Source organism: Psychroserpens algicola (genome assembly GCF_014526325.1).
In the GTDB taxonomy this organism is placed as follows: Bacteria; Bacteroidota; Bacteroidia; order Flavobacteriales; family Flavobacteriaceae; genus Psychroserpens; species Psychroserpens algicola.
This window is the reverse complement of the sequence record NZ_JACNMJ010000006.1, coordinates 138,973-151,647: the sequence shown is the minus strand read 5'-3', so window position 1 is coordinate 151,647 and position 12,675 is coordinate 138,973. Positions and strand designations below refer to the sequence as shown.

The window sequence follows — 12,675 nt, the reverse complement described above, 5'->3', positions numbered from 1 at the left end:
ATGCAAGAGGCACTTCAAAAGTATATACCAATTCATGCAGTTTCTAGAGTTTCTGAGCTTTTAAGCCATGATAATTTAGTGGTTAAAGTTAAAAGTGAACGTAAAACCAGGCATGGTGATTATAAACGTATGCCTAATGGAAAACATCAAATTACAATTAATGCTAATCTGAATACGTACAGGTTTTTAATCACACTTATTCATGAAATAGCTCATTTTGAGGCTTATAATAAATTTGGAAAAAGTATCAAGCCTCACGGCATAGAATGGAAACGCACGTTTCAGCATTTAATGTTGCCATTTTTAAATCCAGACATATTTCCTTTAGATCTATTGCCATTATTAGCAAAGCATTTTAAGAATCCTAGAGCTTCCAGCGACACAGATGTTCCACTCGCCTATGCATTAAAGCAATTTGACGCTCCAAACAATAAAACCTATATATTTGAAGTACCTTTGCATAGCGTTTTTAAAATGTATAACGGACGAACATTTAAAAAAGGAAATAAACGACGCATACGTTATGAATGTACTGAGATTAAAACTGGACGTGTGTATCTTTTTAATTCCAATGCAGAGGTTGAATTATTAAATACTTATAATGAATAAAAATTATTACGCCATATTAATGGCAGGTGGAGTAGGTTCAAGATTTTGGCCTGTAAGTACAGGTGATTTTCCAAAACAGTTTCATGATATGTTAGGAACGGGAGATACCTTGATACAGAAAACATTTAGTAGACTGTCAAAGTTAATTCCTAAGGAAAATATATTTATTTTAACGAATGAACGTTATAATGACTTAGTGTTAGAACAATTGCCAGAAGTTACTAAGCGCCAGGTTGTATTAGAACCGGCTATGAGAAATACGGCACCTTGTATATTATATGCTGCACTGAAAATACAGAAAGAAAATAAAGATGCCGTAATGATTGTTGCGCCTAGTGATCACTGGATTGAAGACGAAAATGCATTTACAAATAACGTTGAAGAAGCTTTTAATTTTTGTGCTCAAAATGACGCCTTGATGACCTTAGGGATTACACCAACATTTCCTAATACAGGTTATGGTTATATTGAATATGATAAAGCTTCTCAGGACGCTATTAAGAAGGTGAGCCAGTTTAGAGAAAAACCCGATTATAAAACGGCAAAAGAGTTTATATCTCAAGGTAATTTTCTGTGGAATGCAGGCATTTTTATGTGGAGCGTAAAAAGTGTTGTAGAAGCATTTAAAGCAAACCAACCCGAATTGTATAGCTTGTTTGATTCTGGGTATGACGCCTACAATACAGATTTTGAAGACGATTTTATCAGAGATAATTACGGTAAAGCTGAAAACATATCAGTTGATTATGCCATCATGGAGCAGTCTAAAAATGTGTATGTAATACCAGCCACTTTCGATTGGAATGACCTTGGTACTTGGGGAAGTTTATACGATAAGCTTGACAAAGATGATAGTGGGAATGCCGTTGTTAATGCACAGACACTTACTGAAGATGCTTCAGGAAATATGATTAGAACCAAGGCAGAAAAAGTAGTTGTTGTTGATGGTCTAGAAGACTATATTATTGTTGATAAAGACGAAGTTTTGCTTATCTTTCCGAAGGCAAAAGAACAAGATATTAAAAAAGTACTTCAAAAAGTTAAAGACAAGTTTGGAGAACAATACGGATAGTATATGAGTGACGAAAATAAATTTAATTTCTCTGAAGAGGAAGCTCAGGTAAACAAAGAAAAAGCAGTAGAGGAATCAAAAGAAGCGGTGAGAAAAGATGCGGAAGGCCTATGGCAAAGCATCAAACGTTTTTTAAATGAATTATTAGATTTTAGAGATGACACTGATCGTGATGCTACTGTAGAAGCCATAAAAAATGACATCCCGTTTAAAGGTGCTACAGCTTGGATTTTGGTGTGTTCAATTATGGTAGCCTCTGTAGGTTTAAATGCTAATTCTCCAGCAGTTGTTATTGGAGCCATGTTAATTTCACCTCTTATGGGTCCGATATTAGGCGTTGGTCTTTCGATTGCTATTAATGATATTGATACACTGAAAAAATCGCTTATTAATTTAGCGACAATGATTGTACTGAGTTTATTGACTGCTTATTTGTTTTTTAAATTTTTTCCTACCGCAGACTTGATGACCAATGAGTTATTTGGTCGTACCAAACCTGATCTTAGAGATGTACTTATTGCATTTTTTGGTGGAGCAGCACTCATCATTGCACGAACCAAAAAAGGAACCATTGCTTCAGTGATATTTGGTGTCGCTATTGCAACAGCTTTAATGCCACCATTATGTACAGCAGGTTACGGCTTGGCTCATGATTGGGAAATTTTTATTGGAGCGATGTACTTGTTTACAATCAACACGATTTTTATTGCCTTAGCGACCTTTTTGGTATTAAAAGTATTGCGTTTTCCAATGCTTAAATATGCCAATTCAAAAAAGCGTAAACGCATTGCTCGGTTCGCTTCCTTGGTAGCCGTTTTAGTAATGGCTCCAGCAATTTGGACTTTTTATAACTTTATCATTCAAAAAGGATTTGAAGGCGATTACAATAGTTTTATAGCTGATGAAATTGATTCTAATAATGAGCTTTGGCTACAAAAAGGAACACCAAACTGGGAAGACAAACAAATTATACTTTATTTTAATGGTGAAGTTTCTGATCAAATTGTTGCCAATTTGGAAAATAAGATAAAGACTTATGATAAAATTAAAGATTTTGAACTGGAGATAAAAGGGAATCGAAATCGTAGTTTTGATAAGATTTCTGATGCTTATGACAGAGCTATTAGAGACCTGGATCAAAAAGATTTAATCATTTCCGGACTTCAAGAACAAATTGAAGAACTGAAAGCTAATATTACAAACTTAAATAAGCAGATAGAATCGAAAAATGCGCAAGGAACAGTGTCTTTCACAAACTTATCTCGTGATGCAAAAGTAAGATTTAACGAATTAGAGTATTTTGGATACTCTAAAATGCTGGAGTCTAAAGATTTTATTAATATAGATACAGTAACGATTGCTAACGTTAGATGGAAAGTAGCATTGAGCGATAGTATTATTGTCAGTAGAGAACGAGATTTACAAGAGTGGTTGCAGAAAGCACTTCAAGTTGATACGATTGTCATACAAAGAAACTAACAGTATTAGTTTTCGTCTAAATACATTTTACGAACCTTTTTAAATAATTCTGAAGAGTAAACGAAGTCGGTAACCACTTCATTGTCGGTCTTAAAAATAGTTTCTTTAGAGCCTTCCCATGCTTTGAGTCCGTCTTTTAAGAATACAATTTTTTCACCAATCTCCATTACAGAATTCATATCATGTGAGTTGATTACGGTCGTGATATTATATTCATCAGTAATTTCCTGAATAAGATTATCAATAACAATTGCTGTTTTTGGATCTAAACCAGAATTAGGCTCATCACAAAATAAATATTTAGGTTTATTAACAATTGCTCGGGCAATAGCAACTCGTTTTTGCATTCCGCCAGAAGCTTCGCTTGGCATTTTGTGATGTGCATCATCAAGATTAACACGTTTAAGAACAAAGTCTGCACGATCTTCCATTTCACTTTTACTCTGTTTGGTAAACATCCGTAAAGGAAACATTACATTTTCCTGAATGGTCATCGAATCAAAAAGCGCACTACCTTGAAAAACCATACCCATTTCGGCTCTTAAATTTCGCTTCTGGTCGTCAGAAAGTTCAGAATATATGTTCCCATTGTATGCAATACTTCCTTCTTCTGGAGCAAATAATCCGAGTAAGCATTTTAAAAATACCGTTTTTCCAGAACCACTTTGTCCAATAACTAAACTCGTTTTTCCTTTTTCAAAAGTCGTCGAAATTCCTTTTAAGATGTGCGCATCTCCAAATGACTTATGTATGTTTTTAACTTCTATCATTAGCTAAGCAGGAGTTGAGTTAAAATATAGTTTAAAAGAATAATTACAACACTGGTCCAAACAAATGATGTGGTACTGGCTTTACCAACTTCTAGCGCACCACCTTTCATATAATAGCCATAAAAAGAAGGTATTGTTGCTAATATAAAAGCAAATACAAAAGTTTTTATAAAAGCATAGACCATATGAAAAGGAATAAAATCATTTTGTACACCCGCTACAAAATCTTCTAAAGTTCCAAAACCACCATAGACAGCAGCAACCATTCCACCTAGAACACCTAAAAACATGGCGATCGAAATCACAAAAGGGTATAAGGTTAATGCCACAAATTTTGGAAAGACCAAATAGTTGAGTGAGTTAATACCCATAACTTCCAGGGCATCAATTTGTTCGGTAACTCGCATTGTACCAATACTAGATGTTATAAATGAACCTACTTTACCTGCCATGATTATGGAGATGAATGTAGGAGCAAATTCTAAAATTACCGATTGTCGCGTGGCAAATCCAACAAGGTATTTTGGGATTAATGGATTACTAATATTTAATGCGGTTTGAATCGTAACAACACCTCCGACGAAAAATGAAATAAATGCTACAATTCCTAAAGACCCAATAATTAAATCATCGATATCCTTTAAAATAAGTGTACGCATCACCGACCACTTCGTGGGTTTTCGAAACATTTCGGCAATCATCAAAAAATAAGCACCAATATTATGAAGGTATTGCATAGTAAAATTTGTTACGGTAAAAGTAAAAAATTAAGATGAGTTCTTAACCTTAACTTTAAAAGATGATGAATTAAATTCTGTATTTTTGAGTTTTAAAACTCTTTATAATGCTAAAACGTATTTTTTCATCTCTTTTATTTTTATTTTTCATACTGTCCTGCAATTCTCAGAAGTCGGTTGTTACTGATGAAAATGCATCTGCAATCTCAGAAAACACTAAAGTATCAAACCATACTAACCCTAAACTGGTTGTTGGTATTGTCGTTGATCAAATGCGTTATGATTACCTCACCAGATTTTATAATAAATATGGCGATGGCGGATTTAAGCGTATGATAAAAGAAGGATTTAATTGTAGAAATAACCATTTCAATTACGTCCCAACCTATACAGGTCCAGGTCATGCTTCTGTATACACTGGAACAACGCCTAAATATCATGGTATAATTGGTAATAACTGGTATGATAAAGAGCAAAAAACTATGGTGTATTGCGCTCAGGATGATACTGTGTCGTCTGTTGGAACGACTGATGATGCTGGACAAATGTCACCTAATCGTATGAAAACAACATCGTTTACCGATGAGAATAGACTATTTACACAAATGCAAGGTAAAACTATTGGGATTTCATTAAAAGATCGCGGCGCTATCTTACCTGCTGGACATACAGCAAATGCTGCATATTGGTTTCACGGAAGAGATGAAGGCGTATGGATTTCAAGTACATTTTATATGAATAGCCTTCCGCAATGGGTGTCAGATTTTAATGCTTCTGAAAAAGCAGCATCTTATTTTAAAGTTTGGGATACCTATTATGATATCTCGTCTTATACCGAAAGTGGACCAGACGAAAATACATTTGAAGGAGGTTTCCGAGGAAAAGAAAAAGCGACATTTCCGTATGATTTAGCACAATTAAAAGATGAGAATAGAGGTTTTGATATACTCAAAGCCACACCATATGGCAATAGTTTAACAACAGATTTTGCCATTGAAGCTATAAAAGGAGAGCAATTGGGACAAGATAGCATCACAGATGTGTTAGCCGTAAGTTACTCTGCAACCGATTATGTTGGTCATAATTTTGGCGTGAGTTCAAAAGAAATTGAGGATACCTACATTCGTTTAGATAAAGACCTCGAGCGTTTTTTTGAGTTTTTAGACACTGAGGTTGGCGAAGGTCAATATACCGTATTTCTCACTGCAGATCATGGCGCTGTTGAAGTACCTGCATTTTTACAAAGCATGAAAATTCCTTCGGGATATTTGGATAACTCTGAAACCAGAACACGATTTACAGATTATTTAAACAGAAAGTTTAAGTCTTCAGACTTTATTGAGAACATCAGTAACGATCAGATTTTTTTAAATAGAAGGTATATTGATAGTTTGGGATTACATATTAATCAAGTGCAAGAGTCTATAGTTAATGAATTAATCAGTTATAAGCATGTTGAAAAGGTGTTTTCTGCTCACACCATGACAACGACCAATTTTACCACTGGTATTGAATCTTTATTACAAAATGGATACAATCAAAAACGCTCTGGAGATATTATTTTAGTAGCAGATCCAGCCTATATTTCTTATGGAAAAACAGGATCTACGCATGGTAGCGGATTAAATTATGATACGCATGTGCCATTGTTATTCTTCGGAAAAGGGATTACTCATGGCGAAACTTATCAAAAAACGGTGATTCCTGATATTGCTCCTACCATTTCTGCTTTGCTAGGAATTAGTTTTCCTAATGCTGCGACAGGTCAGCCTTTGGGATTTGTGATTGATAAGAACTAAAATTCCTCTAAAAGGATATACTCTTAGAGGAATTATAATTAAATAGAATGATTCGTTACAATCTCTTTAGATAGTCTTTTGTTAGTTACAATTAGGATTGTTAGATAACGGCTCAGCACCTCTAAATGCTATATATCCATGATACTTACCATTATCGTAGTCACTATCATTTTTTCTAGAATCTAATAAATTAAAATAATCTCTAAATTCTCTTTTTACTTTATTCGGAATTATGTATCCAGAACTTACCTGAACAGTATATAATGCTGGGTCTGAAGGTGATGAACCTGTTGCTCCAGTAAAAACAGTGTAACAAGCACTATAATTCAAGATATTTTGCGCTACGTAGTTATAATGATAAACATAATCTCTGTAGCCCGCAGTCCATCCGCAATTATAATCTTCATTTGAGGTAAAGTCGTAACAATAAGGATCTGAATTGTCGTTAGGGTCTTCTCCAAATTCACCTGAGCCACCATCTCCTATTGGAGCTCCCTTCATGATCATATCAGATGCAGAAGGATCGTTAGTAGGCATGAAATCATTGCTGTCATTTGAACAAGAAGAGAAGGTTAAAATACCGAGGGTAATTACTAATAATTTTTTCATAATAAAAGGTTTTAATTTTTTTTGATGTGAACAATTGATGACACTCACATATTGTGTCTAGTCTTCGCGAAAAACTTATATACAATACTTTCGACTGTATATATCATTGTTCATGAATTGATCATGTGTTACCCAAAAAAATTAGATTTTTTTTCTGCGGAAAATTAAAATGATGATAATTAGTAATATAAGTGAAAAAATAATGTAGTAAACATAGGGAGTAGTATCAGTGTGTACTAGCGTTTTTGTATCTCCTATCAAAACAAAAGATGCCCAGTAGTATGGAGATTTTTCAGAAAGTTTACTCGATTGAATATAGTTTAATTTGGCTTTATGAAGTGCTATTGAAGTATTATCACCATTATTAAGATTCTTATAAAAGTTTTCCATGATTTGAGTACTTGACTTATCATTAACCTTCCATAGGGTTGACACGACACTTTGTGCGCCAGAGTTAAAGAAGCCACGAGCTAAACTCATGACGCCTTCTCCTTTATAGGTTTCACCAAGTGAAGTCTCACAGGCACTCAAAACGACCAATTCGGCTTGATGATTTAAGCGATACAGTTCTTGAAGATTTAAACGTTTGTCATGAAAAGCTATCCATGGGCTAATACTATCATTGGTTCCTGCATTAGCATGAGAAGCAATATGAATGATGTTATGATGATTGCTGTTATTTAAAAAACTAGATTTTGTAGCGTTAGTGTCTAAATAGATGTCTGACGGAATCAATTGACCAATAAGTTCCAGTTCTAATCTGGTATTTTCTAATGAAGGTAATGTTTCGAAATTTATAGGAGCAAAGCCAGCGAGTTTATTTTTATTAGTTGAAGTAATGCTTTGAATAGTATTTAAAAGTGACAGCGAATAGGCATAACTTATATCGTGATTAAAAATCAAAAAGCTATCAGTTTTTTGATTCGTTAAAAGTGCTTCAAAAGGAATGTCTTGTAAATAGTAATCAGGGATAATTGTGAGTGATTTTTTGCCAATTCTATTTATAACATGTTCAGGAAAAAGAGATTTATAAATACTGTTTGAAACAGTAAAATACTGGTCTTGATCTGATTTGCTTATTAATGGTTTACTTAGCAAAGCCCGAAATTTTTTAGCTATATTTTTTAAGGTCTTACAGTCATCGATTTCAAAAAAATCAATATGGTCTTTCATAATTAGAAGTCCGTATCCCTCGTCATCATCTAGAATATATTCAAGGTAGGCCTGATTAGATGCTATGGTGTTTTGAACACTTTCTAGTACAATTGGATGGGCAGGTTCTTGAGACTTATAATACAAACGAATATCTGAATCCAGCGAATCAACAAAACGCCTGTAATTATCTTTCGCTTTTGATAAAGACGCGCTATAGGTATCAGTTGTTGTGTGCTTAGCAATTTCAGCACTAAGAATAGCTTCACGCTCGGTTATGGCTTCCGGTATAGATGATTCTTCTAAAAGTTGTTTTCTATTGAGATCTTCAAGTAGTAGTAAGGCTTTATTTTTCTCCATAAAATAAAACGCCTCTTCAGGTTTGTTCAATTTAAAGCAAACTTTGGTAGCATTGACATATATTTCTGAAGCTGTTTCTCTCCAAAAGAGTTTAGATTTATTTTCACTAGCGTCTAATCTAATAAGGTCAACGAGTTCATCGGCAAGCCGTAAAGTAGATAGCGCATGCTCAAAGGATGCTGTTTGATTGTGAGGTTCTTCTTCACTGAGTTCTATCCAAATTCTGGCTTTGTCAACGATACTCGACAACAGTAAAAACTTATAATTTTGCTGTTTTAAGCTATCTGATTTTGGCAGGCTTTCTACACGTGAGGTGTCAATTTTGGTTAAGGTAAAAATGGACTTTTGAATGTACTCTAATGCCTTAGGTTTATCTCTGTGTTTTAGGTAATATTCAGACTTATTTCTAAATAAAATCGAAGACATCGAGACATCAGGTTTAAACGATAATGCTTTATTAAAATATTCAATAGACTCTTTTCTTGAATCTTGTAGATGAAGATATCCGATATTATTATGTACGTCTGCCAGCCTTAAAGAATCATTAATAAGCTTTGCAATCTCCATTGCCTTACTGTAATTTTTGAAGCTGATTTCAAAATTGTAATCTTCTCTATCATTATAGAAATCTCCTAAAAGTTCATAAAATGTATATAAGTACTCGTTGAAATAATCTAATTTTCCTTTGTTTTTATGAAGAAGATCCAATCCTTCGTTTACTAATGCGATACCTCTATTAATGCTTTTTTCAGATTTAATAGCTTTATAGGCATAGCCAACTCTAAGTATATTTGTAAGGACTTGGACAGTGTTATTTTGTGTTTTAGAAAAAGCTATTGCCTTTTCAAATTGTTCGGCTGCTAAGTAGTAGTCTTCCGCGTCATAAGCCATCTGAGCTTTTACTATATAGGCATCGTAAGTGTATATATCTACGACACCAGAATCAACTAAATAATTGAAATATTTTGAGGCTTCTAGCTTATTTCCGTTAGCCATTAAGTAGTACCCTAAGCTATAAGTATTTCGCCTGTAAAAGGATGGGTTGTCAAATTTTAAAGAATCCATTAAGAAAAGATTCTCTTTGTTTAATCGAATTGCTTTTTCAAGGTTTCCTTGCTGAAATTGCCATTTTATGATTTCATATCTGTCACCCAGTAATAGGCCTATTTTATCTTTGTTTTTATAACTTATTAATAAGGAGTCAAACAGTTTGTCTTTTTCAATAACTGAAATATTTGTGTCGTTTAGTGATGCAAAATCATCAGAAATTTCTTGTGCAAAACCTAAATTTGAAATGATGAGAGCAATACTGGTAAAGAAGATGATTTCTCGAACTTTATTGCAAATTTGTAATACCATTTCAAATTTAGGCTTAAATAATTTTTATTAAAAACAATCTTCAACATTGTAAGGCTGTGGTGGTTTTGATGGTATTGAGTTGCCAAATGGAGGTCTTATAACAGTACCAATACCCTCTTCATGAATTTCACCATAAAAATGAGCATTATATTCATCTTCGTAAACTCTAACGCTATAAAAACCAGGACAATTAATACTTTGAGATGCACTGAGAACAGTCATATATACTTCCAGATCAGGAATGCAAGTACCAAATGAGGAAGGGCATTGAATGTATATGGTTATAACCCGTCTTCTTGCATCCAATGTGACATCATCTTCAAGATCAATTTGAACGGCTTCAATGGCTGTATCTTCTATGATGTCTTCAGATTGATCATTTGAGCAGCTATAAATTGAGATCACAATTAATAAGCATAATAATTTTGATAAATAAGTTTTCATGTGTTTCTAAATTTTAGTTAATATAGTACATTGTGATTAAATATTTATATTTGTTACCCAATAAATACAACTTTTTTATTACTTCATATCTATGTTAATGAAAGACCCTAATTTTTTTTTAGAAGGATTAATAAAAAATGATGAAAAAGTAGTTAAAGACATATACAATAATTCTTTTTATAAGGTCTTAAGTTTCATTTCAAAGAATAAAGGGTCTCGTGTAGATGCCGAAGATGTATTTCAAAATGCCCTTTTACAATTGGCAGTACGCTATAAAAAGGAAAAATTTCAAATCAATACTAATTTTGAAGCTTATCTATTTACAGTATGTAAAAATTTATGGAGACGCGAGTTAAATAAATCAAAACTTAAGGTAACAAATGACTATGTTATTGAACTAAGAGATGATAATGAAGATATTGCACTATCAGTTCTCGAGCAACAACGATGGGAATTATTTAATGACTATATCCAGCAATTATCTGAAAACTGTATTAAAATAATGAGCATGTTTTTTAAACGAAAATCCTATGCTGAAATGGTAAACATTTTTGAATATAGTTCTGAAACTGTAGTAAGACAGCGCGTTTTTAAATGCAAAGCTAAATTAAAGGAAATGATTAAAAGTGATAGTAGGTTTAAATCGTTATTGGAGTTATGAACTTAGAAGACGACATCCTAATTGATAATTATCTTAGAGGTTTGCTTGATGAAAAAGCTAAAAAAGACTTGGAATTAAGATTGCAATCTGATACGCCTTTTCGTGAGAATTTTGAATTAGAAAAAGCGCTTTGGCTATCTCAGAGTGATCATGACTGGAGTTTTGCTAATCAAAATCATGCTGAGGTTACAACTTATAAGAAACTATTAGAGGATGAAAATTTGCAAGATTTAAAAAAGAGTATTCAGCAAATTTCATCTGCGTCAAATACTAGTTCTAGCACAACTAGAAAGTTGTCTAAATGGTATTATCTGGCTGCAGCTTCAATTGTACTATGTATCGCTTTAAGTGTGTTTTTAAAGCAAGATTTGTCGCATCAAGACTTAGTTAATGAATATTTGCAAACTTCCGATTTACCTTCATTTGTATCACGAGGAGATACTAATGCTGATGGTTTAATCAAAGCACAGCAGTTATTTGAAAATAAAAACTATCAAGGAGCATTAGATTTGTTTACACCTGTATTGGAAACTTCAAAACCAGACGCTTCTGTGTATTTGTATGCAGGAATTGCACAAATGCAATTACAACGTTATCAAGCTGCTGAGTCGACATTTAATCAACTAATTGATGCCGATTTAATTGATGCTCAAAAAGGCTACTGGTATAAAGCCTTACTGTACCTCAAACAAGATAAAACTGATGATGCCAAACAGGTTTTAAATACCATCATTTCAAACTCCTATTACAATCACGAAAAAGCTAAAGACCTGTTAAACGAAATAGAATGAATAAAAAAACAATCTCCTCTCTAATTGCAATTGTCATTATTTTAGGTGTTTTTGGTTATGAATACTTTTTAAAAGAAGAAGAATCTGCTCAAACCATTCAACAAGGTCAGGTTGTTAAAACCAATACCAACGAATATTTTTTACCTACGAGTACTACAGGTCAGGTCGTGCATCATGAAAGCTATTCATTATCCTATAGTGAACCTCATGAACAAGCCGAATGGGTTGCATACGAATTAAAAAAATCACATTTATCAAATACCAATTTTAAGCGTCCGTATTTTGAAATAGACAAGGCTGTAAAAACTGGCGCTGCGCATTGGAGAAATTATAAGAAATCTGGTTATGATCGCGGACATCTATGTCCTGCAGGTGATAGGCGATACAGTCAAGGTGCACATGACGAAACATTTTTAACAAGTAATATTAGTCCGCAAGAGCATAAATTCAATTCTGGAATTTGGAATACTCTCGAACAGAAGGTAAGGTATTGGGCGAGTAAATATGATGGTGTTTTTGTTGTGACTGGAGGTGTATTAAAAGGAAATATGGCTACCATTGGCGAAGAAGACGTTAGTGTGCCTAATCAGTTTTATAAAGTTTTAATCGATGCTAATTCTGGAAAAACAAAAGTGATTGCTTTTTTAATGCCTCATAAAGATTCTAATAAACCACTTTATGAATTTGTGGTATCTGTAGATGAGATTGAAGCCTTAACAGGAATTGATTTCTTTTCAGAATTAGACGATACAATTGAGCAGCAACTAGAAGCATCGAGCAGCTATAAAGATTGGAGTTTTAATTAATAAGAATCGTTATCCTGAACTTGTTTC

General features: G+C 33.5%; 12 protein-coding genes. 7 read left to right on the top strand and 5 right to left on the bottom strand.

Going from position 1 to position 12,675, the window contains the following annotated elements; translation table 11 throughout:
* Genes H7350_RS13110 through H7350_RS13100 form a run of 3 tightly spaced genes read left to right on the top strand, consistent with a single transcriptional unit; the run spans position 1 to position 3,160 of the window.
* Complete coding sequence (locus tag H7350_RS13110) at positions 1-609, top strand: SprT-like domain-containing protein (RefSeq protein ID WP_204346371.1); 609 nt, start codon at positions 1-3, stop codon at positions 607-609.
* Positions 602-1,681 (top strand): mannose-1-phosphate guanylyltransferase, encoded by a 1,080-nt coding sequence (locus tag H7350_RS13105; protein WP_204346370.1) that lies wholly within the window; start codon positions 602-604, stop codon positions 1,679-1,681. The genes H7350_RS13110 and H7350_RS13105 overlap by 8 nt, the downstream gene beginning before the upstream one ends.
* 3 nt (positions 1,682-1,684) lie before the next feature.
* On the top strand, positions 1,685-3,160 hold the full coding sequence (locus H7350_RS13100; protein ID WP_204346369.1) for a DUF389 domain-containing protein: 1,476 nt from the start codon (positions 1,685-1,687) through the stop codon (positions 3,158-3,160).
* A 5-nt stretch (positions 3,161-3,165) separates the two neighbouring features.
* Here H7350_RS13100 and H7350_RS13095 read toward each other — a convergent pair whose 3' ends face one another.
* Entirely contained in the window at positions 3,166-3,930 is a 765-nt protein-coding gene (locus H7350_RS13095) for an ABC transporter ATP-binding protein (protein ID WP_204346368.1), read from the bottom strand.
* A complete protein-coding gene (locus H7350_RS13090) occupies positions 3,930-4,667 on the bottom strand; it encodes an MlaE family ABC transporter permease (protein WP_204346367.1) in 738 nt (245 codons plus the stop codon). The genes H7350_RS13095 and H7350_RS13090 overlap by 1 nt, the downstream gene beginning before the upstream one ends.
* 107 nt (positions 4,668-4,774) lie before the next feature.
* Between H7350_RS13090 and pafA the strand changes: the two genes are divergently transcribed.
* Complete coding sequence (pafA, locus tag H7350_RS13085; protein WP_204346366.1) at positions 4,775-6,466, top strand: alkaline phosphatase PafA; 1,692 nt, start codon at positions 4,775-4,777, stop codon at positions 6,464-6,466.
* A gap of 81 nt (positions 6,467-6,547) precedes the next feature.
* Here the strand turns inward: pafA and H7350_RS13080 are convergent, their stop codons facing one another.
* The 3 genes from H7350_RS13080 to H7350_RS13070 all read right to left on the bottom strand — a co-directional run bounded on the left by H7350_RS13080 (position 6,548) and on the right by H7350_RS13070 (position 10,390).
* Positions 6,548-7,075, bottom strand: coding sequence for a hypothetical protein (locus H7350_RS13080; protein ID WP_204346365.1), 528 nt, complete (start codon positions 7,073-7,075; stop codon positions 6,548-6,550).
* Positions 7,076-7,216: 141 nt separating this feature from the next.
* Complete coding sequence (locus H7350_RS13075) at positions 7,217-9,946, bottom strand: CHAT domain-containing protein (RefSeq protein ID WP_204346364.1); 2,730 nt, start codon at positions 9,944-9,946, stop codon at positions 7,217-7,219.
* Between the two features lie 27 nt (positions 9,947-9,973).
* Complete coding sequence (locus H7350_RS13070; RefSeq protein WP_204346363.1) at positions 9,974-10,390, bottom strand: hypothetical protein; 417 nt, start codon at positions 10,388-10,390, stop codon at positions 9,974-9,976.
* A 97-nt stretch (positions 10,391-10,487) separates the two neighbouring features.
* Between H7350_RS13070 and H7350_RS13065 the strand changes: the two genes are divergently transcribed.
* The 3 genes from H7350_RS13065 to H7350_RS13055 are packed head-to-tail and all read left to right on the top strand — an operon-like array spanning position 10,488 to position 12,648.
* A complete protein-coding gene (locus H7350_RS13065; RefSeq protein ID WP_204346362.1) occupies positions 10,488-11,051 on the top strand; it encodes an RNA polymerase sigma factor in 564 nt (187 codons plus the stop codon).
* On the top strand, positions 11,048-11,842 hold the full coding sequence (locus tag H7350_RS13060; RefSeq protein ID WP_204346361.1) for a tetratricopeptide repeat protein: 795 nt from the start codon (positions 11,048-11,050) through the stop codon (positions 11,840-11,842). Before H7350_RS13065 ends, H7350_RS13060 begins: the two co-directional genes overlap by 4 nt.
* Positions 11,839-12,648: a DNA/RNA non-specific endonuclease gene (locus H7350_RS13055; RefSeq protein ID WP_204346360.1), complete on the top strand. Its 810-nt coding sequence runs from the start codon at positions 11,839-11,841 to the stop codon at positions 12,646-12,648. The genes H7350_RS13060 and H7350_RS13055 overlap by 4 nt, the downstream gene beginning before the upstream one ends.
* Positions 12,649-12,675: the final 27 nt, after the last annotated feature.